Genomic DNA, 24,687 nt, shown 5'->3' on the forward strand with positions numbered 1-24,687 from the left:
CAGTTCTGAGGCAACGAACAGTTGCCGGCTTTGAGCAGAACGCATAATAGAAGAGTGTGCTTGTTCGCTCGAAACCATTAGGGTTTCGGTGGTCATAGCGTAGGGGAAACGCCCGGTTACATTCCGAACCCGGAAGCTAAGCCTTACAGCGCCGATGGTACTGCAGGGGGGACCCTGTGGGAGAGTAGGACGCCGCCGAACAATCTTTGGGAAGGACCCCTGGTCACCAGCGTTCAGCTGGGACCAGGGGTCCTTTCGTTTTTACAATACTTGCGGTACCGAAGACAGGAGTCACCGATGTCCACCAACTCTCCCGACGACCGACCGGAGCGCGACCAGCGGCGACGGGAGGGTGGTGACCGCGGCGACCGTGGCGGCTTCCGTCGCGGCAACGACCGCGACCGTGGTGGCTATGGCCGGCGTGACGGTGGCGACCGTGGCGACCGCGGCGGTTTCCGCCGGGACGATCGTCGTGATGACCGACGTGATGACCGCCGTGACGACCGCGGTGACCGTGGCGGCTTCCGTCGCGACGACAACCGCGGTGGTGGCTATGGCCGGCGTGACGACGACCGTGGCGGCTACGGCCGCCGTGACGACCGTGACCGGGGCCCGCGGCGCGACGACCGTGGCGAGCGTCCCTCGTTCCGCCGCGATGACCGTGGTGAGCGCGGTGACCGTCCCGCTTTCCGTCGCGACGACAACCGCGGCGGCGGCTTCGGCCGGCGCGACGACCGTGGCGAGCGCCCCCCGTTCCGCCGCGACGACCGTCGTGACGACCGCCGGGATGATCGCCGTGACGACCGTGGTGGGTTCCGCCGGGACGATCGTCGTGATGACCGGCGAGACGACCGCCGCGACGACCGCGGTGGCTACGGTCGTCGTGACGGTGGGGACCGTGCTGGGTACGGCCGCCGTGACGACCGTGACCGGGGCCCCCGCCGCGACGACCGCGGTGAGCGTCCCTCGTTCCGCCGCGACGACCGTGGCGAACGCCCCCCGTTCCGCCGCGACGACCGTGGTGAGCGCGGGGACCGTCCCGCCTTCCGTCGCGACGACAACCGCGGCGGCGGCTTCGGCCGGCGTGACGACCGTCGCGATGACCGGCGAGACGACCGGCGCGACGACCGTGGCGGGTTCCGTCGCGACGACAACCGCGGCGGTGGGTACGGCCGGCGTGACGACGACCGCGGTGGCCGTGGCCCCCGTCGGGACGACCGTGGTGGCCGTCCGGGCGGTTTCCGTGGGCGCGACGACCGGCGCGACGACCGTCGGGACGACCGGCGCGGCGGTGGCCGTTTCCGTGAGGACCGGGAGCGGGACCGCGACCGCGAGCCGATCAAGCGGCTGCCGATCCCGCAGGACGTCACCGGCGAGGAGATCGACAAGGACGTACGCCAGGAGCTGCAGAGCCTGCCGAAGACGCTCGCGGACGACGTCGCCAAGAACCTGGTGATGGTCGCGCGGCTCATCGACGAGGACCCCGAGGGCGCCTACGGCTACTCCAAGGTGGCCCTGCGGCTGGCGTCGCGCGTCGCCGCCGTGCGCGAGGCCGCCGGGTTCGCGGCGTACGCGAACCAGAAGTACAGCGAGGCTCTCGCCGAGTTCCGGGCCGCGCGGCGGATGACCGGGAGCGTCGACCTGTGGCCGGTGATGGCCGACTGCGAGCGTGGGCTCGGGCGGCCGGAGAAGGCGCTGGACATGGCCGGTGCTCCCGAGGTGCACAAGCTGGACAAGGCCGGCCAGGTCGAGATGCGGTTGGTCGCGGCCGGTGCGCGGCGGGACATGGGGCAGCTGGACGCGGCCATCGTGACCCTGCAGAGCCCCGAGCTGGCCTCCAACTCGGTTCAGCCGTGGACCGCGCGGCTGCGGTACGCGTACGCCGACGCACTGCTGGCCGCCGGCCGCAAGGACGAGGCGCGCGAGTGGTTCGCCAAGGCCGTGGAGGCGGACCGGGACGGCAGCACGGACGCGTCGGACCGGCTCGCCGAGCTGGACGGTGTGGAGTTCGTCGACGCGCTGGACGAGGACGCGGACGCCGAGGCGGCGGAGTCCTCCGAGAAGGACGCTGACGGCGACGACAGCTGATCGCCATGACGCCAGAGGGCGGGTCCCCGGTTTTCCGGGGGGCCCGCCCTCTTGTCGTTGTGCCGCCGTCAGAGGTCGAGTGCGCGCAGGACCAGGCCGGAGGCCGGCTTCGGGCCGAACGACGTCGACTTGCGGGGCATCGTCACGCCCTGGCGGGCGAGGTCGCGGACGACCTCCTCGCGGACGGGGTGCAGCAGGACCGCTGTGGAGCCGTCGCGTTCGGCCTTGGTGACGGTGGCGGCCGTGTCGTGGATGTAGGCGATGTGGGCCGGTGAGTCCTCGGGGATGTGCCAGATGTGCGCCAGGAGCGTGGCGTGCAGGACCGTCGCGTCCAGGGTGCGCCAGGCCGCCGGGCGGTCGGCGGGGACCGTGCGGGCCAGCAGTGCCGGGTCGGGGCGGTCGAGGAGGTGGAAGGCGCCGTCGCCGGCCAGCAGGAAGGCGTTGCCGGCGCAGGCCGCGTCGGCGAGGGCGTCCAGGGCCTCGGGCAGGGGCACCTCAAGGCGCCGCACGCGGAAGTGGCCCTCGACGGCGGCGACGGCGTCCGCGACGGGCAGGCCGTGCAGGAGCCGGTGGATGGCGCGCACGCGCAGCGGGTAGCGGGCGGTGTCGACGAGCAGGACCAGGCCGTAGTCCCAGGGCCCGGGGGAGGGGTGTTCCTGGCGGAGTCGGCGGTAGGTGGCCCAGCGGTGGTGGCCGTCGGCGATCAGGGCCTGGTGGTGGGCCAGGTCGGCCTGGATCGCGGCCAGCTCGGCGGGGTCGGTGACGGCCCACAGGCGGTGGGTGAAGCCGTCCTCGGTGGTCGTCGACAGCAGCGGGGGCTGTTCGGCCGCGCGCTCGACGGCCCGGGTGGCGGCGGCGGTGGGGCCGTTGCCGCGGTAGGTCAGCAGGAGGGGTTCGAGGTTGGCGGAGGTGGCGCGCATCAGGGCGGCGCGGTCGGCCACGACGTGCGGCATGACGTCCTCGTGCGGCAGGACCAGGCCGTCCTGCGGATCGGTCACGCGCAGGGCGCCGATGAGGCCGCGCTGGAGCATGCCGTCGCCGTCACGCTGCTCGTAGACGTACAGGCCGGGTTCCGGGTCGGCGGTCAGGACGCCCTCGTCGAGCCAGCGGCGCAGGGTGTCGGCGGCCTGCTCGTTGCGGGCGCTGGGGGTGCCGGCCTGGGGGAGGATGAGGCGCACGATGTTGTACGGGTCCGACGACTGGAGATGGTGCAGGCCGTCGGGGCGGACCACGACGTCGTACGGCGGTGATGTCACGGCGGCGAGGCTGCCGACCCGGTCGGGGTCGTAGCGCAGGCCCCGGAACGGGGTGAGTTCCAAGCCTCGGGGCGCCGTTGCTTCCGAGTGACCTGCTGTGTCCATCCCGGCATCGTACGTGTGTCGGTGGCATGCGCGATGATCGGGGGAAAGAGCATGCGAACCGAGGAGCGATGCGGAATGAGCCGGAGCGTCAGGACGAGGCCCGAGGGCAGTGGGCAGGCCCTGAGCGAGGCGTACGACACGGCGCTGCTCGATCTGGACGGGGTGGTGTACGCGGGCGGGAACGCGATCGTGCACGCCGTGGAGTCGCTGGAGACGGCACGCGAGGGCGGGATGCATCTCGCGTACGTCACGAACAACGCGCTGCGCACCCCGGACGCCGTCGCCGCGCATCTGACGGAGCTGGGCATACCGACGGGCGCCGGGGACGTCATCACCTCGGCGCAGGCGGTGGCGCGGCTGATCAGCGAGCAGGTGCCGGTGGGTTCGCGGGTGCTGGTGATCGGCGGTGACGGGCTGCGGGTGGCGCTGCGCGAGCGCGGTCTGGTGCCGGTGGAGTCGGCGGACGACGATCCGGCGGCGGTGGTGCAGGGGTACGGCGGTCCCGAGCTGCCCTGGGGGCGGTTCGCGGAGGCGTCCTACGCGGTCGCGCGCGGGGTGCCGTGGTTCGCGTCCAACACGGATCTGACGATCCCCAGTGGGCGGGGCATCGCGCCGGGCAACGGTGCCGCGGTGGAGGTGGTCAGGATCGCGACCGGTGCCGAGCCGCAGGTGGCGGGCAAGCCGCTGCCGCCGATGCACCGGGAGACGATCCTGCGCACGGGGGCGAAGCGGCCGCTGGTGGTGGGCGACCGGCTGGACACGGACATCGAGGGCGCGTTCAACGGCGGGGTGGACTCGCTGCTCGTGCTGACCGGCGTGACCGACGGCGCGCAGCTGCTGGCCGCGCCGCCGCAGCACCGGCCGACGTACGTCGACGCGGATCTGCGCGGGCTGCTCACCGGGCAGCCGGAGATCACCGAAGAGGGTGACGGGTTCCGGTGCGGCGGGTGGACGGCGAGTGCCGGGGAAGGGCAGCTCGTGCTGGACGGGGACGGTGAGGCGCTGGACGGTCTGCGGGCGCTGTGCGCGGCGGCCTGGACGGTGGCCGGGGACGGTGTGTGCGAGCTGGACGGGGGGAAGGCGCTGGCACGGCTGGGCTGTGAGCGGGGCGTTCCGCCACGACCGGGGATCGTAGACCGATGCGAGGGTAGGCTAACCTAACCTCGTGTTGGTCGACAGTCCTCCCGAACCGCGCGCGGCGACCGCTGACGCGCCTCCGAGCCGCCGCGCGATACGTGCCGTCGGGCTGCTGGTCGCCGTGGCGAACCTGGCGCTCGTCGTGGTGGCGAGCATCGCGATCGGTGCGAAGCAGCTGTCCGTGGAGCAGGTCTGGCACGGTCTGTTCCACGCCAGCGGGACGTACGGCGACGTCGTCGTCGACGACCGGCTCGCGCGGACCGCGCTCGGCCTGCTCGCCGGGGCGGCGCTCGGCCTGGCCGGGGCGGTGCTGCAGGCGCTCACCCGCAATCCGCTCGCCGATCCCGGGCTGCTCGGCATCAACGCGGGCGCCTCCGCCGCGGTCGTCACGGCCATCACCTATCTCGGCGTCACCAGCCTGACCGGCTATGTGTGGTTCGCCTTCTTCGGGGCCGCCGGCGTGGGCGCGCTGGTGTGGTTCCTCGGCGGCAGCCGGGGCGCCACGCCCGTCCGGCTCGCGCTCGCCGGCACCGCGATCACCGCCGCGCTGTACGGGTTCGTACAGGCCGTGATGATCATGGACGACGCGGCGCTGGGCAAGATGCGGTTCTGGACCGTCGGCTCGCTGAACGCCGCGACCGACTCGACCGTCAGGCAGGTGCTGCCGTTCTTCGCGGTCGGCACCCTGCTGGCGCTCTTCCTCGCCCGCCCGCTGAACGCCATGTCCCTCGGCGACGACACCGCCAAGGCCCTCGGCGCCCACCTCAACCGGACCCGGGCGCTGGCCATGCTCGCCGCCACCGTGCTGTGCGGGGCGGCCACCGCGGCCTGCGGGCCGATCCTGTTCGTCGGGCTGATGGTGCCGCACGTGGTGCGCTCCTTCACCGGACCCGACCTGCGCTGGATCCTGCCCTACGCCACGGTCCTGTCGCCGGTGCTGCTGCTCGGCGCGGACGTGCTCGGCCGGATCGTCGTACGGCCCTCCGAGCTCCAGGTCGGTGTCGTCACCGCGGTCCTGGGCGGCCCGGTCTTCATCTTCCTGGTCCGGCGGCGAAGGACGGCGCAGCTGTGAGCACGGCAGTGAGGAAGACGCGGGCCCCGCGTGCGCTGCGCGGCCCCGGCGGGCTGTCCGTACGCCTCGACCCGCGCGCCCTGGTCGTCGTGGCCCTGCTGCTGGTGGCCGCGCTCGCCGCGAGCGTCGTGCTCATCGGCACCGGCGACTTCCCGATCTCCGCCGGGGACGTGATCCGGACGCTGCTCGGCGACGGAAACCCCGGCCAGGAGTTCATCATCCGCGAGCTGCGGCTGCCGCGGGTCCTGGTCGGCCTGCTGGTCGGGGCCGCGCTGGGCCTGGGCGGTGCGCTGTTCCAGGCCATCTCCCGCAACCCGCTGGGCAGCCCGGACGTCCTCGGCCTCGGGCAGGGCTCGACGGCCGGCGCCCTCGTGATGATCGTCCTGGTCGGCGGCACCACCACCCAGGTCACCCTCGGGGCGCTGGCCGGGGGGCTGCTGACCGGCCTCGCCATCTATCTGCTCGCCTGGAAGCAGGGCGTGCACGGCTACCGGCTGGTCCTGGTCGGCATCGGTGTCTCCGCGGTCGCCACGGCCGTCAACGGCTACCTCATCACCAAGGCCGACCTGGTCGACGCGGCCCGCGCCATCGTGTGGATGACCGGCTCCCTCAACGGCCGCGGCTGGGAGCAGGTGTGGCCGCTGCTCGCGCTGTGCGCGGTGCTGGTGCCGCTGGTCCTCGCCAACGCCCGGGGCCTGCGGATGATGGAGATGGGCGACGACATGGCCGGCGCCCTGGGGGTGCGCGTCGAGCGTGTGCGGATGCTGCTGATGGTGGCCGCCGTCCTGCTCACCGCCACCGCCACGGCCGCCGCCGGCCCCGTCGGCTTCGTCGCCCTCACCGCGCCCCAGCTCGCCCGCCGGCTGACCCGCTCGCCCGGCCCGAACCTGGTGCCGTCGCTGTGCATGGGCGCCACCCTGCTGGTCGGCGCCGACTTCGCCTCCCAGCGGCTGTTCGGCGCCGACCAGCTGCCCGTCGGCGTGGTCACCGGCGTCCTCGGCGGCGCCTACCTGCTGTGGCTGCTGGTCGCCGAGCGCCGGGCGGGCCGGGTATGAGCGGCACGCATCGAACCACCGATAGGAGCACCGTGAACCGCCTGTCCGCCGAGAACGTCACCCTCGCCTACGACCAGCGGGTCATCGCCGAGCAGCTGTCGGTGCGGATCCCGGACCGGTCCTTCACGGTGATCGTCGGTCCGAACGCGTGCGGCAAGTCGACGCTGCTGCGGGCGCTGTCGCGGATGCTGAAGCCCAGCCAGGGCCGGGTGCTGCTGGACGGGCAGGTCATCCAGTCGATGCCGGCGAAGAAGGTCGCCCGCACCCTCGGCCTGCTGCCGCAGTCGTCGATCGCGCCGGACGGCATCACCGTCGCCGACCTCGTCGGCCGCGGCCGCTACCCGCATCAGGGCCTGCTGCGCCAGTGGTCGGGCGAGGACGAGCGGGTTGTACGGGAGTCCATGGCGCAGACCGGGGTCGCGGAACTCGCCGACCGGTACGTCGACGAGCTGTCCGGAGGTCAGCGGCAGCGGGTGTGGATCGCGATGGCGCTCGCCCAGCAGACCCCGCTGCTGCTGCTCGACGAGCCGACCACCTACCTGGACATCCAGCACCAGATCGACGTCCTCGACCTGTGCGCCGAGCTGCACGAGGAGCAGGGCCGCACGCTCGTCGCCGTCCTGCACGACCTCAACCACGCCGCCCGCTACGCCACGCACCTGATCGCCCTCAAGGGCGGCCGGGTCGTCGCCGAGGGCGCTCCGAAGGAGGTGGTGACGGCCGAACTGGTCGAGGAGGTCTTCAACCTGCGCTGCCAGGTCATCGACGACCCGGAGACGGGCACGCCGCTGGTGGTGCCGGCCGCCCGGAAAGCCCGCGTACGGGCCTAGGCCCGGCCGTTTCGATCATCCCGGCGTCGCGGGGTCCTAGAGCAGCTTCCTGAGCCGGAACAGGTCGAGCAGGCTCGCCTCCAGCTTCACCCGGCCCGAACCCCAGGCACGGGCGAAGTTCAGCTCGCCGTCCACCAGGGCGACCAGATCGTCGCCGGCCATCGCCAGCCGGATCTCGGCGCGCTGCGGGGGCGGGCCGTCCAGGGTGTCGTCCACCCGGATCCGGCCGCCGGTCAGCCGCCCCACGAAGGTGACGTCCAGGTCCTTGATGTGGCAGCTCACCGAGCGGTCCAGGGCCGCGGCGTCGCGGACGTCACCCTCGGCGTGCTGCATGTTGTCCGAAAGTTTGTCGAGTGCGCTACGGCACTCCTCGATCGTGGCCATCGCGCTCGACGGTACCGCAGGGCTTCGGGGTAGCGTCTGGGCATGAGCGACACCGTGCCCGAAGCCGGGGCGCAGGAGGAGGAGCCGCGGGAGCCGGCGTACGACCCCGCCGCGCCCGCGCCGCTGGACGTGCCCCGGACCCCCACCGGCAACGCCGACGTGGACGCCGCCCTGGACCGGCTGGCCGACGCCGACCACCTCGCCACGGACGGGCATCTGCAGGTGTACGAGGATGTACACCGGGGGCTGCGCGACGCGCTCACCGCGCTCGACGCCCGCCCGGGACCTCCGGCGCCCCCACCGTCGTACGGGAACAGGAGCTGAACCCACCGTGGCAGGAGTCGCACGTCGCCGTCTGGACGCGGAGCTGGTCCGCCGCAAGCTCGCGCGCTCGCGTGAGCATGCCAGCCAGCTGATCGCCGCGGGGCGGGTCACCGTCGGCAAGACCGTCGCGACCAAGCCCGCCACACAGGTGGAGACCGCGGCGGCGATCGTCGTCACGGCCGACGACAGCGACCCCGACTACGTCTCGCGCGGCGGGCACAAGCTCGCCGGGGCGCTGGCGGCGTTCGTGCCGCAGGGGCTGGTCGTCGAGGGCCGCAGGGCGCTGGACGCGGGCGCCTCCACGGGCGGCTTCACCGATGTGCTGCTGCGGGCCGGGGCCGCCCACGTGGTCGCGGTGGACGTCGGCTACGGACAGCTCGCCTGGACGCTGCAGAGCGATGAACGCGTCACCGTCAAGGACCGTACCAACGTACGCGAGTTGACGCTGGAGGCGATCGACGGGGTGCCCGTGGATCTGGTCGTGGGGGACCTGTCGTTCATCCCGCTGGGTCTGGTGCTGCCCGCGCTGGTGCGGTGCGTGACGCCGGACGCCGATCTCGTGATGATGGTCAAGCCGCAGTTCGAGGTGGGGAAGGAGCGGCTGGGCAGCGGGGGTGTCGTACGGAGTCCGCAGCTGCGGGCGGAGGCCGTGCGGGGTGTGGCCGGGAAGGCGTGGGAGCTGGGGCTCGGGGTGAAGGGTGTCACCGCGTCCCCGCTGCCCGGGCCGTCCGGCAATGTCGAGTACTTTCTGTGGCTGCGTGCCGGGGCGCCCGCCCTGGACCCGGCCGAAGTTGACCGTGCTGTGGCGGAGGGGCCGCGTTGACCCAGAACCGAGCTCGTACTGTTTTCCTGCTCGCCCACACCGGCCGGCCGGCGGCCGTGCGCAGTGCCGAGCTCGTGGTGAAGGGCCTGCTGCGGTCCGGTATCGGGGTGCGGGTGCTGCAGGCGGAGGCGGTCGACCTGCCGCTGCCGGACGAGGTGCAGCTGGTCAAGGAGGCGACCCCGCAGTGCCTCGACGGGTGCGAGCTGCTCATCGTCCTCGGCGGTGACGGGACGCTGCTGCGCGGTGCGGAGTTCGCGCGGGCGTCCGGGGTGCCGATGCTCGGCGTCAACCTGGGGCGGGTCGGGTTCCTCGCGGAGGCCGAGCGGGACGACCTGGAGAAGGTCGTCGACCGGGTGGTGGCGCGGTCGTACGAGGTCGAGGAGCGCATGACCGTCGACGTCGTCGTGCACCGCAACGGCGACATCGTGCACACCGACTGGGCGCTGAACGAGGCGGCCGTGCAGAAGGTGTCCGCCGAGCGGATGCTGGAGGTCGTGCTGGAGATCGACGGCCGTCCGGTGACCGGGTTCGGCTGCGACGGGATCGTGTGCGCGACGCCGACCGGGTCGACGGCGTACGCGTTCTCGGCCGGTGGGCCGGTGGTGTGGCCGGAGGTCGAGGCGCTGCTGATGGTGCCGATCAGCGCGCACGCCCTGTTCGCCAAGCCGCTGGTGACCGCGCCGGACTCGGTGCTGGCCGTCGAGGTGCTGCCGCACGTCCCGCCTGGGGTGCTGTGGTGCGACGGGCGGCGGACGGTGGAGCTGCCGCCGGGGGCGCGCGTGGAGGTGCGGCGCGGTGCCGTGCCGGTGCGCCTCGCCCGGCTGCACCACGCGAACTTCACGGACCGGCTCGTCGCGAAGTTCGCGCTGCCGGTCTCGGGGTGGCGCGGGGCGCCGCACTAGCTCGCGTGGGTGACAAGGGCGGGGCGGTCGCACTCGCCCCGCCGGACCTCGTATGGTCTTGTGCGTGCTGGAAGAGATGCGGATACGGTCGCTCGGAGTCATCGACGACGCCGTTGTCGAGCTGTCGCCCGGGTTCACCGCCGTCACCGGCGAGACCGGTGCGGGCAAGACCATGGTGGTCACCAGCCTCGGCTTGCTGCTGGGCGGACGCGCCGACGCGGCGCTCGTACGGATCGGTGCCGAGAAGGCGGTCGTCGAGGGCCGGATCACCGTACCCGCGGACGCGGGCGCCGTCGTACGCGCCGAGGAGGCCGGGGCCGAGCTGGACGACGGGGCGCTGCTGATCAGCCGCACCGTGTCCGCCGAGGGCCGCTCGCGGGCGCACGTCGGCGGGCGCTCGGTGCCCGTGGGACTGCTCGCGGAGCTGGCCGACGACCTGGTGGCCGTGCACGGGCAGACCGACCAGCAGGGGCTGCTGAAGCTGTCCCGGCAGCGGGCGGCGCTGGACCGGTACGCCGGGGACGCGGTCGCCGTGCCGCTGGCCAAGTACCGGGAGGCGTACAAGCGGCTGCGGGCGGTCTCGAACGAGCTGGACGAGATCACCACACGCGCGCGTGAGCGGGCCCAGGAGGCCGACATGCTGCGCTACGGCCTCGACGAGATCGCCGGGGTGGAGCCGCGCGCCGGTGAGGACGTGGAGCTGGCCGAGGAGGCCGAGCGGCTCGGGCACGCCGAGGCGCTGGCGTCCGCCGCGAACGCCGCCCACCGCGCTCTCGCGGGCGATCCGGAGGACCCCGAGGGCATCGACGCCAACACGCTCGTCGCGGGCGCCCAGCGGGCCCTGGAGGCCGTCCGGGCGCACGATCCGGCGCTGGCCGCGCTCGCCGACCGGATCGGTGAGATCGGCATCCTGCTCGGTGACGTCGCCGGTGAGCTGGCGGGATACGCCGACGACCTGGACGCCGATCCGCTGCGGCTCGCGGCGGTCGAGGAGCGGCGGGCCGCGCTGACGCAGCTGACCCGGAAGTACGGCGAGGACATCGGCGCCGTCCTGGCGTGGGCCGAGCGCGCCGCGCGGCGGCTGACCGAGCTCGACGGCGACGACGAGCGGATCGAGGAGCTGACCGCCGAACGGGACGGGCTGCGCGTCGAACTGGGCGGCCTCGCCCAGGCGCTGACCGAGGCCCGCACCGAGGCCGCCGAACGGTTCGCGGCCGCCGTGACCGAGGAGCTGGCGTCGCTGGCGATGCCGCACGCGCGGGTGTCGTTCGACATCCGGCAGACCGACGACCCCGAGGGCGTCGAGGTGCACGGCCGCACGGTCGGCTACGGCCCGCACGGCGTCGACGAGGTCGAGCTGCTGCTCGCCCCGCACCCCGGGGCGCCGCCCCGGCCGATCGCCAAGGGCGCCTCCGGCGGTGAGCTGTCCCGCGTGATGCTGGCCGTCGAGGTCGTCTTCGCCGGCACGGACCCGGTGCCGACGTACCTCTTCGACGAGGTCGACGCCGGCGTCGGCGGCAAGGCCGCGGTGGAGATCGGCCGGCGCCTGGCGCGGCTCGCCAAGTCCGCGCAGGTCGTGGTGGTCACGCACCTGCCGCAGGTGGCCGCGTTCGCCGACCGGCAGCTGCTGGTGGAGAAGACCAACGACGGCTCGGTGACCCGCTCCGGCGTCAAGGTCCTGGAGGGCGAGGAGCGCGTCCGCGAGCTGTCGCGGATGCTGGCCGGCCAGGAGGACTCCGAGACGGCCCGGGCCCACGCGGAGGAACTGCTGGCGACGGCGCGCGCGGACGCGTGAGGCCGGGGGCGGGCAGCGTCCGCCGGGGCCTCACCCGGGCGGGGCCGCGGTCCGCACAGCGAAGGTGCGCGAGGCGGCTGGGTCACTCGTGTGAGTGACCCCGGGGGGCGCCCGCGTCGGTCGTGCGCCCCCGATGTTCACGGAACGCCCGTGCCGCCTGGCATCCTTGGCGGAGTGTCGGAGGAAACGGCGCGGTTCACCCTGCGGGCCCGATCCTTCTGTACGTTCTCTTCGTGACCGTCCGACGCCGACCCAGGAGCCCGGCCACGTGACCCCCGCGAGCAGCCCGTCACCGCACGGCCAGTCGCCGCTGCGCACCGTGCAGGTGCTGGGCGGCGGCAACGCCGGCAGCAGCGCCCATGTGCGCTCGCTGACCGCCGGGCTCGTCGCGCGGGGCGTGAAGGTCACCGTGTGCGCCCCCTACGAGGCCGACCACGCCTACGACTTCACCGGCGCCGGCGCCGACCACGTGCCCGTGCCGCGCAGCAGCGACCCGGTGTCCGTCGCCGCGCTGCGCACCGCCTGCGCGAACGCCGACCTGGTGCACGCGCACGGGCTGCACGCCTCCTTCCGGACCGTGCTCGCGCTCAGCGGCAGGCACACCCCGCTCGTGGTCACCTGGCACGACCGGGCCCACGCCGAGGGGCCGCGCGCCCATCTGCTGCGGCTGCTGGAGCGGCGGGTGGTGAGGACCGCCGCCGTGGTGCTCGGCACCAGCTCCGACCTGGTCGACCTCGCCCGGCGCACCGGAGCCCGGGACGCCCGGCTCGCCGCCGTCTCCGTGCCCGGGCCGCGCACCGCCGGCCAGGGCGGGGTGAGCGAGCGGCGGCGGGCCAAGGTGCGGGCCGAACTCGGGGCGACGGCGGGCCCGTTGCTGCTCGCGGTCGGCTCCCTCGAACGGCACCGCGGCTACGACGTCCTGCTGGACGCCGCGCGCGTGTGGCGCTCCCTGGAGCCGGCGCCGCTGGTCGTGATCGCCGGCGAGGGGCCGCTGCGGGCGGAGCTGCAGCGCCGTATCGAGGACGAGGGGCTGCCGGTGCGGCTGCTCGGACGCCGGGACGACGTCGGCGACCTGATCGCCGCCGCCGATCTGGCGCTGCTGCCCAGCCGGCGCGAGTCGCGGTCCGTGCTCGCCCAGTTGGCCCTGCACGCGCGCGTGCCGCTCGTCGCGACCGACGTCGGCGGCATCCGCGAACTCGTCGGCGACGCCGCCGAACTGGTGCCGTACGCCGACGCCGGGGCGCTCGCCGAGCGCGTGGTCCGGCTGCTGGGCGATCCCGGCCGGTGCGAGGAACTGCGGGACCGGGGCACCCGGCAGACCGCGACCTGGCCGACGGAGGACGAGACCGTCGCCCAAGTGCTCAGCGTGTACGACGAGTTGACCCAGCCCGTGCTGCCCCTCTAGGGCCTGTCAGGGCACGTGCCGGCGGGCCCGCAGGGCCAGGCTCAGGGCCAGCACCGTCTGCGGGTCGTCCAGGTCGGTGCCGAGCAGCTCGCCGATGCGGGCCAGCCTGTTGTAGAGGGTCTGGCGGTTCAGGTGGAGCTCGCGGGCCGTCTCCGCCTTGCGGCCGGCGTGCGCCAGGTAGGTCTCCAGGGTGGGCAGCAGCGGGGGGCGGGAGCGGCGGTCGTGGTCGCGCAGCGGGCCGATCGCCCGGTCCACGAAGGCCGCGAGGTCGGGGTGGTCGCGCAGCCGCCACAGCAGCAGGTCGATGTCCAGGCGGCGGGCGTCGTACCAGGGGCGGTCGGTGAGCCCCTGGGCCGCCGTCGCCGTCTCGGCCGCGTGCCGAAGTCCTGCCGAGGCCGCCGCCCAGCCGCCCGCGACCCCGACCACCACGACCGGCGGCTGCGCGCCCGGCCGCTGCATCCCGGCCCGCTCCACACCCGCCCGCACGTGCCGCCGCGACCCGGTCGGCGACCGCCGAGCGCTCCGACTCCGTGCGCAGGCCCAGCAGCACCAGCACCCGGCCCTCCACCGGGCGCACACCGAGCAGCACCGGCACGCCCACCGCGGCCAGCTCCTCCGACACGGCACGGGCCAGCACCGCCCAGCCGCCGCCGGGGGAGAGGGCGTCGCCGAGCCGCATCACCACCGGAAGGAGGGGACCCGAGCCCGGCTTGAAGCCCAGGACACGCGCCTGGGCCGGGGCGTCCTCGGCGGTGATGCGCCCCTCGGCGAGGTCGGTGAGGAAGTCGCCGCGTCCGCGCGCTGCCAGTTCCTCCTCCTGGCGGGCCTGCATCAGCACCACCGCGAGGATGCCCGCGGCACGCTCGGCGGCGATCCGGTGCACCGGGGCCAGCGGGGAACGCACCGGCAGCAGCACCAGCCGCGCCCGGACCGAACCGGTGCCCGGACCGCCGCCGGGGACGTCCACCAGCACCGAACCCGACGGCGGCGGAGCGTCCTTGTGCGGGCCGCGCAGCCCCTCCCACACCTGCAGCGGATCGGTGCCCTCCGGTCCGGCCCCGGCGGCGTACAGCAGCTGGCCGTCGGCCGTCTCCAGGAAGACCGGGTTGCCGCTGAAGTCGGCCAGGATGCCGAGCACTTGGGGTACTCCGCCGCCGCCCAGCAGGGCCTCGGTGCAGCGCCGGTGCACCTCCTCCGCCCGTTGCAGCAGCGCGTAGTGGCCGTTGACGATCTCGGTGTGGATCTCCTCGGTGACCGTCACGAACGGCACCTCGCGGTGCAGCTGCACCAGCGGCAGCCCCGCCGCCCGCGCTGTCTCCACCAGCGGCGCCGGCAGCCGCACGAAACGCGGTCCCAGCTCCACGACCAGGGCCGCGATGCCCCGCTCGGCCAGGGTCCGCACGAACGCCCGCTGCTCGGCCGGCCGGGTGCCGACGCCGTAGCCCGTGGTCAGCAGCAGCTCGCCGCCCTTGAGCAGGGAGGCGATGTTCGGCACCTCGCCCGCGTGCACCCAGCGCACCGCGCGCCCCAGCCGGTCGGCGCCCGCCAGCACCTCGGGGAGCCCGCTGCGCAGGCCCGGCAGCTCCAGTGCCCGCTGCACGGTGATCCCGGTGCCCTGGGTGTCGAATCGGTGGTCGGTGCGGCTGTCCATGCAGCGGACGCTACCCGCGCGGACGTTCCGGTGACATCTCCGGGCGGTTACAGGAACGATCACCACCGCGCCCGGCACGACACTGCGTCGCCCCGGGCGCTCAATAGCGCGACCGCCTGTCTGTTGTGGCATGCGTCACTCCACCGCCACACTGTCGCATCCGCAGGGAAACCCCTACGTGATCTTCGGATTTCGTTGTGAATACCTGGAAGAAATGGCGAGAGGGGCGGGGAATGGCAGAAACACCCACGCGAGAGGTGCAGCGCCTCAAAGCGAATTCCGTAGGACTGGTGGGTGTCGTGTTCATGGCGGTGGCGACCGCCGCACCCATCACCGCGATGACCGGCAACCTGCCCATCGCGGTCGGCTACGGCAACGGCACCGGCGCACCCGCCGGCTATCTGTTCGCCACGCTCGTGCTGACGGTCTTCTCCGTCGGCTATGTCGCGATGGCCCGCCGGATCACCGCGGCGGGCGCCTTCTACGGCTACATCTCGCACGGCCTGGGCCGGATCGCCGGCATGGCCTCGGGAATGCTCGCGGTACTGGCGTACATCGTCTTCGAGGCGTCCATCGTCGGCGTCTTCTCCTACTTCGCCAAGACCACCGTCCACGACCAGCTCGGCGTCGACCTGCCCTGGGTCCTGTACGCCGCCGCCATGCTGCTGGTCACGGCCGTCCTGGCGTTCTTCGACATCAACCTCACCGCCAAGGCGCTCGGCGTGATGCTCATCGCGGAGATCGCCGTCCTCTTCGCGGTCGCCACCGCCGTACTCCTGCACGGCGGCGGACCCGACGGCATCCCCGTCGAGCCCATCAACCCCAAGAACGCCTTCACCGGCGCCTCCGCCGGGCTCGGCCTGTTCTTCGCCTTCTGGTCCTGGGTCGGCTTCGAGTCGACGGCGATGTACGGCGAGGAGTCCCGCGACCCCAAGCGGGTCATCCCGCGCGCCACGATCATCTCCGTCGTCGGCGTCGGCCTGTTCTACATCTACGTCTCCTGGATGACCATCGCCGGAAACGGCCTGCAGGGCTCGGTGAAGGTCTCCGCCGGCACCAGCCCGCTCGACCTGTTCTTCGACCCCGCGCACACCTTCATCGGCGCCTGGGCCGTGCACGCCTTCCAGTGGCTGCTGATCACCGGCTCGTTCGCCTGCGGCATGGCCTTCCACCAGTGCGCCGCCCGCTATCTGTACGCCATCGGCCGCGAGGGCTTCCTGAACCCCGCCCTCGGCCGCACCCACCCCCGGCACGGCTCGCCGTACATCGCCTCCTTCGTGCAGTCCGTCATCGCCGTCGCCCTCGTCGGCGCCTTCTGGGCGACCGGCCAGGACCCGTACATCCACCTGTACACACTGCTGGCGATCCTCGGCACGATGGCGATCCTCATCGTGCAGACCCTGTGCTCCTTCGCGGTCATCGGCTACTTCCGCAAGAACCACCCCGAGGACCGGCACTGGTTCCGCACCCTGACCGCACCCCTGCTCGGCGGGATCGGCATGACCGCCGTGGTGGTGCTGCTGGTGATCAACATGGACACCGCGGCCGGTACGGCGGCCCACTCCCTGTTCTTCAAGGCCATCCCCTGGATCGTCGGGCTGGTCTTCTTCGGCGGCCTCGGGCTCGGCCTGTATCTGCGGGCCCGGCGGCCGGAACGCTACGAGATCATCGGCCGGATCGTCCTGGAGGACGCGGCCGAGCGCACGGACGACGAGCACGCCCACGCCAACGTCTGAGGAGCCGAACGTGTCCCGTACGCAGCTCATGCACGCCCTGCGCAGCCTCACCGCCGACCATGCCGCCGCCCGGCGGCTCGGCGTGCCCGTCGCCGAGGCACGCCAGCTCTGCCGCCGCAGCGTCCTCAAGGGCGCCCTGGCCACCGCCGCCGTGACGGCGGCGGCCGTCCCGGCACCGGCGGCAGCCGCAGCCGCAGCCGCGTCCGCGCCCCGGATCGCCGTCGTCGGCGCCGGCATCGCCGGACTCACCGCGGCGCTCACCCTGCACGACGCCGGATACGCCTGCACCCTCTACGAGGCCAACCCCGACCGCGTCGGCGGGCGCATGTACTCCCAGCGCGACCACTGGGCCTGGGGTCAGACCTCGGAGATCGGCGGCGAGCTGATCGACACCAGCCACAAGAAGATCCAGGAGCTGTGCCGCCGCTTCGGCCTGCCCCTGGAGGACTTCCTCGGCGGCGGACCCAACGGAGCCGAGGAGGTCTTCTGGTTCGACGGCGCCTACTACCCGCGCGAGCAGGCCGACAAGGACTTCAACGCCGTCTACCAGGCACTGCACTCCGACCTGCAGGCCGCAGGCGAGGTCAAGTGGAACCAGACCACCGCGGCCGGCACCGCCCTGGACAACATGTCCCTGTACGACTGGATCGAGACCCGGGTGCCCGGCGGCCACGCCTCACCGCTGGGGCAGCTCTTCGACGTCGCCTACAACGTCGAGTACGGCGCCGACACGGTCGACCAGTCCTCGCTGGCCCTGGTGCTGCTGATGGGCTATCAGACCAATCCCGGCGACTTCAACATCTGGGGCCTGTCCAACGAGCGCTACCACATCATCGGCGGCAACGACCAACTCCCGCACGCCATAGCGGACTTCCTGCCCGACGGCACGATCCGGCACGGCTGGTCGCTGCAGGCGGTACGGGCCAACGCCGACGGCACCCAGACCCTGACCTTCAACGAGGCCGGCAGCATCCGCACCGTCACCGCCGACCACACCGTCCTGTGCGTGCCGCTGCCCATCCTGCAGCGGCTCGACCTGACCAAGGCGGGCTTCGACACCCGGATGACCAGCCTGCTGCGGGACGCCCGCATGGGGTACTGCACCAAGCTCAACATGCAGTTCTCCCGCCGCCCCTGGCGCGGCACCGGGGCCTGGCCGGGGGTGTCGGCGGGGGAGTGCTTCACCGACAGCGAGGTCCAGCAGACCTGGGACACCACCAAGGTCCAGCCCGGCACCGGCGGCATCCTCATCCAGTACGGCGGCGGCAGCCTGGCCAAGTCGCTGGCGCCGGCGGGCCCGTTCTCGTACGAGAGCGATCCCTACGTCAAGGCCCTCGCCGGGAAGTACCTCAAGGACATCGACGCTTTCTTCCCCGGCACCTCGGCCGCCTGGACCGGCCGCGCCCAGCTGTCCGCCTGGCACCTCAACCCCTACTCCCTGGGCGCCTACTCCTACTGGCCGGTGGGCTATCTGCACCGCTACGCCGGCTACGAGGGGACCGCGCAGGGCAACGTCCACATCGGCGGCGAGCACTGCAGTTACGACTTCCAGGGGTTCATGGAGGGCGGCGCGACCGAGGGCGAGCGGGCGGCCAGAGAGGTGATCGCCCAGCTGGGTTAGATGCGTGTGCATCGGGTAGCGGCGCCGCATGGACTTCAGTGTGGTCGCCGTGGCACGTGAGGACGACAGCCCGGTCGACGAGCCGCTGCGCATCGCGGCGCTCGCCGACCGGCTCGGATACCGGGAGGTGTGGGTCGGCGAGGGGCCGACCTGGGACGCGTTCGTGCTGGCCACCGCGATCGGCGCGGCGACGCGCAGGGTGGCGCTGACGGCGGGGCCGGTGCCGGTGTCCGTGCGGGACGCCTACAGCATCGCCCGGGGCGCCGCGGGCACCGCCGCCGTGACCGGCGGCCGGGCCGTGGGCGTGGCGATCGGCACCGCCAGCAAGCGGGTGGTCGAGGGCGTGCACGGGCGGCCCCGGACCCGGCCCGCGGCGGTCATGGATGAGTCGGCGGCGGCGCTCAAGGGCCTGCTGCACGCGGAGCCCGGCGGGCCGGTCGTCCCCGGCAGCCCCTTCCGCCGCCGTCTCGCGCCGCCCGGCGGCCCGCTGACCGTGGCCGCCTTCGGCGACCGGGCCATCGGCATCGCCGCCGCCCACGCCGACCGGATGCTGCTGGACCTGGTCACACCGGAGCAGGTGCGGGTGCTGCGCGCCAAGCTGGACGCGGCGGCGCAGCGGGCGGGCCGTACCCCGCCGACGCTGGCCGCGTGGCTGCCGGCCGCGGTCGACCCCTCACCCGAGTCGGTACGGCAGGTGCTGGGCAGCATCGCCGGGTACCTGACGGTGGCGGGATACGCCGACATGTTCCGCGCGGCCGGCTTCGGCGAGGCGGTCGACCTGGCAGCGGCGGGCGCGGACCGGGAGACCCTCATCGAGGCACTGCCGGCGGAGGCGGCGTCCAAGGTAGGCCTGATCGGCGCCCCGAAAACGATCCAGACCCGCATCGACGAGTACGCCGAGGCGGGCCTGGACGAGATCGCGCTGGTCCCGGCGACACAAGGCGATCCGGGAGGGGAACGCACGCTGACGGAACTGACGAACCGGGTCCAGCACTAGCCAACCCAGGGACGCGGGGAACTGCGCGACCAGCCACAACAAACCCGCACCCGAAAGACGACCTGGGCCGGCACTACCCCCCGTAAGCGCCAGACGCAGTCAACCGCAGCGCTGTATCGATCAACGGCACGTGACTGAACGCCTGCGGAAAGTTCCCCACCTGCCGCTTCAACCGCGGATCCCACTCCTCCGCCAGCAGCCCGAGGTCGTTCCGCAGGGAGAGCAGCTTCTCGAACAGCCGCCGGGCCTCGTCCACGCGGCCGATCATCGCCAGGTCGTCGGCCATCCAGAACGAGCACGCCAGGAACGCGCCCTCGTCACCCGGGAGGCCGTCCACGCCCGCGTGCTCGCCCTCCGTGGGGTAGCGCAGGATGAAGCCGTCCGGCGTGGACAGCTCCCGCTGGATCGCCTCGATGGTGCCGATCACGCGCTTGTCGTCCGGCGGCAGGAAGCCCATCTGCGGGATCAGCAGCAGCGAGGCGTCCAGCTCCTTGGAGCCGTAGGACTGCGTGAAGGTGTTGCGCTCCTTGTCGTAACCCTTCTCGCACACCTCGCGGTGGATGTCGTCGCGCAGTTCCTTCCAGCGCTCCACCGGGCCGTCCGCCTCGCCGGACTCCAGCAGCTTGATCGTGCGGTCGACGGCGACCCAGGCCATCACCTTGGAGTGCACGAAGTGCCGACGCGGCCCGCGCACCTCCCAGATGCCCTCGTCCGGCTCCTGCCAGTGCTTCTCCAGATAGCTGATCAGCTTCAGCTGGAGCAGCGAGGCGTAGTCGTTGCGGGCCAGACCCGTCATGTGGGCCAGGTGCAGCGCCTCGGTGACCTCGCCGTACACGTCCAGCTGGAGCTGGTGCGCGGCGCCGTTGCCGACCCGGACCGGCGCGGACTTCTCGTAGCCCGGCAGCCAGTCCAGCTCCGCCTCTCCCAGCTCGCGCTCGCCGGCGATGCCGTACATGATCTGCAGGTTCTCCGGGTCGCCGGCCACCGCGCGCAGCAGCCACTCGCGCCAGGCGCGGGCCTCCTCGCGGTAGCCGGTGCGCAGCAGCGAGGACAGGGTGATCGCCGCGTCGCGCAGCCAGGTGTAGCGGTAGTCCCAGTTGCGGACGCCGCCGATGTCCTCCGGCAGGGACGTGGTGGGGGCCGCGACGATGCCGCCCGTCGGGGCGTACGTCAGCGCCTTCAGGGTGATCAGCGACCGGATCACGGCCTCCCGGTAGGGGCCGTGGTACGTGCACTGCTCGACCCACTCGCGCCAGAAGTCCTCGGTGGCCTCCAGCGACTGCTCGGGCTCCGGCAGCGGCGGCGGCTCGCGGTGCGAGGCCTGCCAGGAGATGGTGAACGCGATCCGGTCGCCCGGCGCGACCGTGAACTCCGAGAACGTCGTCAGCGACTTGCCGTAGGTCTCGGCCGGCGTGTCGAACCACACGGAGTCCGGGCCCGCCACGGCCACCGTGCGCCCCTCGTGCTTGTGCACCCACGGCACGATCCGGCCGTAGGAGAACCGCATGCGCAGCGCGGAGCGCATCGGGACCCGGCCCGAGACGCCCTCGACAATCCGGATCAGCTGGGGGGCGCCGTCACGCGGGGGCATGAAATCGGTCACCCGGACCGTGCCGCGCGGTGTGTCCCACTCCGATTCCAGGATCAGCGAGTCGCCGCGGTAGCTGCGCCGGGCCGCGGCCGGCGGCTGCTGGTCGGGCGCGTGCGCCGGGCCGATCCGCCAGTACCCGTGCTCCTCGGTACCCAGCAGGCCGGCGAAGATGGCATGCGAGTCGAAGCGCGGCAGGCACAGCCAGTCCACCGTGCCGTCACGGCAGACCAGCGCCGCTGTCTGCATGTCTCCGATGAGTGCGTAGTCTTCGATGCGCCCGGCCACGTGCAACTCCAGTCGAACGGCCACGCCGCCCCGCGTGCGCGGGGCTGTCGCTAGTGCGGTCAAGGGGTCGTTGTATTGCGTCGTTGAGCGGTGAAGCAAAGCAGCCGCTCAGCCTCTGTGGCAAAACGACAATTCCTGCTCAACGAACTGACGAGCTCTCGTTGTTCCGGTGATGTACGGGCGGGGGGTGGTGCCGTGGTACCCGGCCGGGCTCGGCAGCGAGTGTCCGAGCAGGATACGACGCACATAGATGATCCGCGTGCCCGTCCGGGCAACGGACATCCACCGAACGAGTGACCATCGGGTGAGAAACATGTGGCCGATGCGTGCCGGGTGTCGACGTGTGCGCGGAGCGTGGCCGGAAGCCATCGGTGCCGGTCGCTGATACCCTGGTAGCCCGTGGACCGGTGGGAGTAAAACCCCCGAACCGCAGCGACGGCACCCCCGGAAACACCCGGAAGGGTCCAGCCGCATCGCACCCCCAGACCGCGACCACGGGAGCCCCCCTTTGGCCATGCCGACCAAATCCACGACGACCAAGCACATCTTCGTCACCGGGGGTGTCGCCTCCTCGCTCGGCAAGGGGCTGACCGCCTCCAGCCTCGGCATGCTGCTCAAGGCCCGTGGCCTGCGCGTCGTCATGCAGAAGCTCGACCCGTATCTGAACGTCGACCCGGGCACGATGAACCCCTTCCAGCACGGTGAGGTGTTCGTCACCAACGACGGCGCCGAGACCGACCTGGACATCGGCCACTACGAGCGTTTCCTCGACCGCGACCTCGACGGCTCCGCCAACGTCACCACCGGCCAGGTCTACTCGACGGTGATCGCCAAGGAGCGGCGCGGCGAGTACCTCGGTGACACCGTGCAGGTCATCCCGCACATCACCAACGAGATCAAGCACCGCATCCGGCGCATGGCCACCGACGAGGTGGACGTCGTGATCACCGAGGTCGGCGGCACCGTCGGCGACATCGAGTCGCTGCCGTTCCTGGAGACCGTCCGCCAGGTGCGTCACGAGGTCGGCCGCGACAACGTCTTCGTCGTGCACATCTCGCTCCTGCCGTACATCGGCCCCTCCGGCGAGCTGAAGACCAAGCCGACCCAGCACTCGGTGGCGGCGCTGCGCAACATCGGTATCCAGCCCGATGCCATTGTCCTGCGGTGCGACCGCGAGGTGCCCACCGCGATCAAGCGGAAGATCTCGCTGATGTGCGACGTCGACGAGGCCGCCGTCGTGGCCTGCCCCGACGCCCGCTCGATCTACGACATCCCGAAGGTCGTGCACTCCGAGGGCCTGGACGCCTACGTCGTGCGCAAGCTCGACCTGCCGTTCCGGGACGTCGACTGGACCACCTGGGACGACCTGCTGGACCGCGTCCACAACCCCGACCACGAGATCACCCTCGCCCTGGTCGGCAAGTACATCGACCTGCCCGACGCCTATCTGTCGGTCACCGAGGCGCTGCGCGCGGGCGGCTTCGCCAACCGCGCCCGCGTCAAGATCAAGTGGGTCACCTCCGACGACTGCAAGACCCCGGCCGGCGCCAAGGCGCAGCTGTCGGACGTCGACGGCATCTGCATCCCGGGCGGCTTCGGCGACCGCGGTGTGCTCGGCAAGGTCGGCGCGATCAAGTACGCCCGCGAGAACAAGATCCCGCTGCTCGGCCTGTGCCTGGGCCTGCAGTGCATCGTGATCGAGGCCGCGCGCAACCTGGCCGACATCCCGGACGCCAACTCCACCGAGTTCGACCCGGCCACCGGCCACCCGGTCATCTCCACCATGGCCGAGCAGATGGACATCGTCGCCGGTGAGGGCGACATGGGCGGCACCATGCGGCTCGGCATGTACCCGGCGAAGCTGGCCGAGGGCTCGATCGTGCGCGAGGTGTACGACGGCAAGGAGTACGTCGAGGAGCGCCACCGCCACCGCTACGAGGTGAACAACGCCTACCGCGCGGAGCTGGAGAAGAAGGCGGGCATCGTGTTCTCCGGCACCTCGCCGGACGGCAAGCTCGTCGAGTACGTCGAGTACCCGCGTGAGACGCACCCCTACCTGGTGGCCACCCAGGCCCACCCGGAGCTGCGCTCGCGTCCGACGCGTCCGCACCCGCTGTTCGCCGGCCTGGTGAAGGCCGCGGTCGAGCGGAAGAATTCCAAGTAGCACACCCAGTTGTACGGTTGCCGGGGTGCCCTCCCTCAACGGTGGGCACCCCGGTTTTGTACGCCGCAGTTCGTCGCAGTACGTGCAGTGGTACGTGTCGTAGTACGTGTGGAAGGACAGGGCATGACGATCAAGGACACCCCCGAGGAGTGGGAGATCCGCGCGACCCGGACCCCGTTCACCGGGGCCAAGACCTCGGTCCGGACCGACGACGTCGTCATGCCCGACGGCTCCGTGGCCTCCCGTGACTACCAGGTCCACCCCGGTTCGGTCGCCGTCCTCGCGCTGGACGAGGAGGACCGGGTGCTGCTGATCAACCAGTACCGCCACCCGGTGCGGCACAAGCTGTGGGAGATCCCGGCCGGCCTGCTGGACGTGCCCGGCGAGAACCCGCTGCACGCCGCCCAGCGCGAGCTGTACGAGGAGGCGCACGTCAAGGCCGAGGACTGGCGGGTGCTGACCGACGTGTACACCACGCCCGGCGGCTGCGACGAGGCCGTACGGATCTTCCTGGCCCGGGGGCTGTCCGACGCCGAGGGCGAGCGGTTCGCCGCGGAGCACGAGGAGACGGACATGCAGCACGCGCGGGTGCCGCTCGATGAGCTGGTGCGCGGGATTCTCGCGGGTGAGCTGCACAACACGTGTCTGGTGGTCGGGGTGCTGTCCCTCGTCGCCGCCCGGCAGGGGGACGGGGTGGAGGCGCTGCGGCCGGCGCTGGCGCCGTGGCCCGCGCGGCCGTTCGAGGTCTAGCGTCTGCGTGGCCTGGGTCGTCTTTTCAGGTGCTGCGCCGTCGTGGCTCGTCGCGCCCACGCGGCGGTAGCCGCAAATCGATACGGCCCCGCGCCCCTTGTCGGTACTGCCCAGCCGTTGGTCCTACGATCCGTTGATCCGATCGGGCGAGTCCTGGGCCGGTGCCGGAGTGCTCCGCCGGGATCGTTGCAGAGCGTGAACTAGGCTCTGATGGCGCCCGATCGGAGTTCCGGCGGGTCCCAGGCGTGCGGTTGAACGGGAGCGTGGCCCGTGACGGAACAGGCGGTGGACGTAGACGGCGTGGGTCTGACGGCGGATGCGGCGGTGGACGGTGGGTTCCTGGGCCGCACACGGGAGTTGAAGGAGCTGCGCGCCGACATCGAGCGCGCGGGACTGGACACGCTCAGCGGCAGGAAGGCCCCCCGCGCGCGGGTGCTGCTGATCGCCGGGCGTCCCGGCTCGGGGCGTACGGCGCTCGCCGAGGAACTCGTCCGGCAGGTCGCGGACCGTTACCAGGACGGGGTGCTGCGCGCCCGGCTCAGCGAGGCCGACGGCACGCCCGTCCCCGTCGACCGGGTCGCCCGCGAGCTGCTCGCCGCGCTGGAGCGGACCGTGGCGCCCGGGGCCGGTGAGGAGGACCTGACCGAGGCGCTGCGCGACGCCCTCGCCGACCGCAGGGTGCTGCTCCTGCTGGACGACGCGGCCGGCGCCGAGCA

Annotated in this window: 18 protein-coding genes, 1 rRNA gene and 3 pseudogenes; 18 read left to right on the forward strand and 4 right to left on the reverse strand. The window is 72.5% G+C overall.

The genetic code is table 11. The features are described from left to right. Positions 1–84: 84 nt before the first annotated feature. The 3 genes and pseudogenes from rrf (at position 85) to C3489_RS39095 (ending at position 2,088) form a co-directional block, all read left to right on the forward strand. A 5S ribosomal RNA gene (gene rrf / locus C3489_RS34360) occupies positions 85–201 on the forward strand. Between the two features lie 114 nt (positions 202–315). Further along, positions 316–1,095, forward strand: a pseudogene (locus C3489_RS40100) (tetratricopeptide repeat protein); the annotation flags it as partial. Positions 1,096–1,347: 252 nt separating this feature from the next. Continuing rightward, positions 1,348–2,088 (forward strand): tetratricopeptide repeat protein, encoded by a 741-nt coding sequence (locus C3489_RS39095; RefSeq protein ID WP_219822004.1) that lies wholly within the window; start codon positions 1,348–1,350, stop codon positions 2,086–2,088. A 68-nt stretch (positions 2,089–2,156) separates the two neighbouring features. Here the strand turns inward: C3489_RS39095 and C3489_RS34370 are convergent, their stop codons facing one another. Continuing rightward, positions 2,157–3,449 carry a DUF1015 domain-containing protein gene (locus C3489_RS34370; RefSeq protein ID WP_103786051.1) on the reverse strand — a complete coding sequence of 431 codons (1,293 nt, stop codon included), beginning with the start codon at positions 3,447–3,449 and terminating at the stop codon, positions 2,157–2,159. Positions 3,450–3,524: 75 nt separating this feature from the next. On the opposite strand from C3489_RS34370, the pseudogene C3489_RS34375 reads away from it, so the two are divergent. From C3489_RS34375 to C3489_RS34390, 4 genes and pseudogenes are all read left to right on the forward strand, one after another. Next, positions 3,525–4,547 (forward strand): annotated as a pseudogene (locus C3489_RS34375) (HAD hydrolase-like protein); the annotation flags it as partial. Positions 4,548–4,614: 67 nt separating this feature from the next. Next, entirely contained in the window at positions 4,615–5,658 is a 1,044-nt protein-coding gene (locus C3489_RS34380) for an iron ABC transporter permease (protein ID WP_103786052.1), read from the forward strand. Further along, the gene (locus tag C3489_RS34385; RefSeq protein ID WP_258055077.1) at positions 5,655–6,713 is read left to right on the forward strand and encodes an iron chelate uptake ABC transporter family permease subunit; all 1,059 of its coding nucleotides are present in this window, start codon (positions 5,655–5,657) and stop codon (positions 6,711–6,713) included. Before C3489_RS34380 ends, C3489_RS34385 begins: the two co-directional genes overlap by 4 nt. Further along, a complete protein-coding gene (locus tag C3489_RS34390; RefSeq protein ID WP_103786054.1) occupies positions 6,710–7,543 on the forward strand; it encodes an ABC transporter ATP-binding protein in 834 nt (277 codons plus the stop codon). The genes C3489_RS34385 and C3489_RS34390 overlap by 4 nt, the downstream gene beginning before the upstream one ends. Before the next feature lie 36 nt (positions 7,544–7,579). On the opposite strand, the gene C3489_RS34395 is transcribed toward C3489_RS34390, so the two are convergent. Further along, positions 7,580–7,927, reverse strand: coding sequence for an SCP2 sterol-binding domain-containing protein (locus C3489_RS34395; protein ID WP_103786055.1), 348 nt, complete (start codon positions 7,925–7,927; stop codon positions 7,580–7,582). Between the two features lie 42 nt (positions 7,928–7,969). Here C3489_RS34395 and C3489_RS34400 point away from each other — a divergent pair, with 42 nt between their 5' ends. The 5 genes from C3489_RS34400 to C3489_RS34420 all read left to right on the forward strand — a co-directional run bounded on the left by C3489_RS34400 (position 7,970) and on the right by C3489_RS34420 (position 13,176). Further along, complete coding sequence (locus C3489_RS34400; protein ID WP_103786056.1) at positions 7,970–8,251, forward strand: hypothetical protein; 282 nt, start codon at positions 7,970–7,972, stop codon at positions 8,249–8,251. A gap of 7 nt (positions 8,252–8,258) precedes the next feature. Then, positions 8,259–9,074 carry a hemolysin gene (locus tag C3489_RS34405; protein WP_103786057.1) on the forward strand — a complete coding sequence of 272 codons (816 nt, stop codon included), beginning with the start codon at positions 8,259–8,261 and terminating at the stop codon, positions 9,072–9,074. Then, positions 9,071–9,976 carry an NAD kinase gene (locus tag C3489_RS34410; protein WP_103786058.1) on the forward strand — a complete coding sequence of 302 codons (906 nt, stop codon included), beginning with the start codon at positions 9,071–9,073 and terminating at the stop codon, positions 9,974–9,976. The genes C3489_RS34405 and C3489_RS34410 overlap by 4 nt, the downstream gene beginning before the upstream one ends. 52 nt (positions 9,977–10,028) lie before the next feature. Further along, positions 10,029–11,771 (forward strand): DNA repair protein RecN, encoded by a 1,743-nt coding sequence (gene recN / locus C3489_RS34415; protein ID WP_181139962.1) that lies wholly within the window; start codon positions 10,029–10,031, stop codon positions 11,769–11,771. Positions 11,772–12,039: 268 nt separating this feature from the next. Continuing rightward, positions 12,040–13,176: a glycosyltransferase family 4 protein gene (locus C3489_RS34420; protein ID WP_103786059.1), complete on the forward strand. Its 1,137-nt coding sequence runs from the start codon at positions 12,040–12,042 to the stop codon at positions 13,174–13,176. A 6-nt stretch (positions 13,177–13,182) separates the two neighbouring features. On the opposite strand, the pseudogene C3489_RS34425 reads toward C3489_RS34420, so the two are convergent. Further along, a pseudogene (locus tag C3489_RS34425) lies at positions 13,183–14,827 on the reverse strand (PucR family transcriptional regulator). Between the two features lie 233 nt (positions 14,828–15,060). Here C3489_RS34425 and C3489_RS34430 point away from each other — a divergent pair. From C3489_RS34430 to C3489_RS34440, 3 genes are read left to right on the forward strand one after another with little or no spacing between them, the layout of a single operon-like run. After that, positions 15,061–16,563 (forward strand): APC family permease, encoded by a 1,503-nt coding sequence (locus C3489_RS34430; RefSeq protein WP_103786060.1) that lies wholly within the window; start codon positions 15,061–15,063, stop codon positions 16,561–16,563. A gap of 10 nt (positions 16,564–16,573) precedes the next feature. Beyond that, positions 16,574–18,184: an NAD(P)/FAD-dependent oxidoreductase gene (locus C3489_RS34435; protein ID WP_258055078.1), complete on the forward strand. Its 1,611-nt coding sequence runs from the start codon at positions 16,574–16,576 to the stop codon at positions 18,182–18,184. A 28-nt stretch (positions 18,185–18,212) separates the two neighbouring features. Beyond that, positions 18,213–19,181: an LLM class F420-dependent oxidoreductase gene (locus tag C3489_RS34440; RefSeq protein WP_103786062.1), complete on the forward strand. Its 969-nt coding sequence runs from the start codon at positions 18,213–18,215 to the stop codon at positions 19,179–19,181. A 73-nt stretch (positions 19,182–19,254) separates the two neighbouring features. On the opposite strand, the gene C3489_RS34445 is transcribed toward C3489_RS34440, so the two are convergent. Then, positions 19,255–21,057 (reverse strand): glycoside hydrolase family 15 protein, encoded by a 1,803-nt coding sequence (locus C3489_RS34445; protein WP_103786063.1) that lies wholly within the window; start codon positions 21,055–21,057, stop codon positions 19,255–19,257. Between the two features lie 514 nt (positions 21,058–21,571). Between C3489_RS34445 and C3489_RS34450 the strand changes: the two genes are divergently transcribed. From C3489_RS34450 to C3489_RS34460, 3 genes are all read left to right on the forward strand, one after another. Then, the gene (locus C3489_RS34450) at positions 21,572–23,221 is read left to right on the forward strand and encodes a CTP synthase (protein WP_103786064.1); all 1,650 of its coding nucleotides are present in this window, start codon (positions 21,572–21,574) and stop codon (positions 23,219–23,221) included. 123 nt (positions 23,222–23,344) lie between these two features. Then, on the forward strand, positions 23,345–23,971 hold the full coding sequence (locus C3489_RS34455) for an NUDIX hydrolase (RefSeq protein ID WP_103786065.1): 627 nt from the start codon (positions 23,345–23,347) through the stop codon (positions 23,969–23,971). Between the two features lie 270 nt (positions 23,972–24,241). After that, positions 24,242–24,687: ATP-binding protein (locus tag C3489_RS34460; RefSeq protein WP_181139963.1), on the forward strand; the 446-nt coding region annotated here is incomplete at its 3' end.

It is taken from the genome of Streptomyces sp. Ru71 (assembly GCF_002920535.1).
Classification (GTDB): domain Bacteria; phylum Actinomycetota; class Actinomycetes; order Streptomycetales; family Streptomycetaceae; genus Streptomyces.

Excerpts from the sequence above, each read along its gene's own strand:
- C3489_RS34370 (WP_103786051.1), bottom strand. The coding sequence starts at position 3,449 with ATGGACACAGCAGGTCACTCGGAAGCAACGGCGCCCCGAGGCTTGGAA.
- C3489_RS34390 (WP_103786054.1), top strand. The coding sequence starts at position 6,710 with ATGAGCGGCACGCATCGAACCACCGATAGGAGCACCGTGAACCGCCTG.
- C3489_RS34395 (WP_103786055.1), bottom strand. The coding sequence starts at position 7,927 with ATGGCCACGATCGAGGAGTGCCGTAGCGCACTCGACAAACTTTCGGAC.
- C3489_RS34400 (WP_103786056.1), top strand. The coding sequence starts at position 7,970 with ATGAGCGACACCGTGCCCGAAGCCGGGGCGCAGGAGGAGGAGCCGCGG.
- recN (WP_181139962.1), top strand. The coding sequence starts at position 10,029 with ATGGTCTTGTGCGTGCTGGAAGAGATGCGGATACGGTCGCTCGGAGTC.
- C3489_RS34430 (WP_103786060.1), top strand. The coding sequence starts at position 15,061 with ATGGCAGAAACACCCACGCGAGAGGTGCAGCGCCTCAAAGCGAATTCC.
- C3489_RS34440 (WP_103786062.1), top strand. The coding sequence starts at position 18,213 with ATGGACTTCAGTGTGGTCGCCGTGGCACGTGAGGACGACAGCCCGGTC.
- C3489_RS34450 (WP_103786064.1), top strand. The coding sequence starts at position 21,572 with ATGCCGACCAAATCCACGACGACCAAGCACATCTTCGTCACCGGGGGT.
- C3489_RS34455 (WP_103786065.1), top strand. The coding sequence starts at position 23,345 with ATGACGATCAAGGACACCCCCGAGGAGTGGGAGATCCGCGCGACCCGG.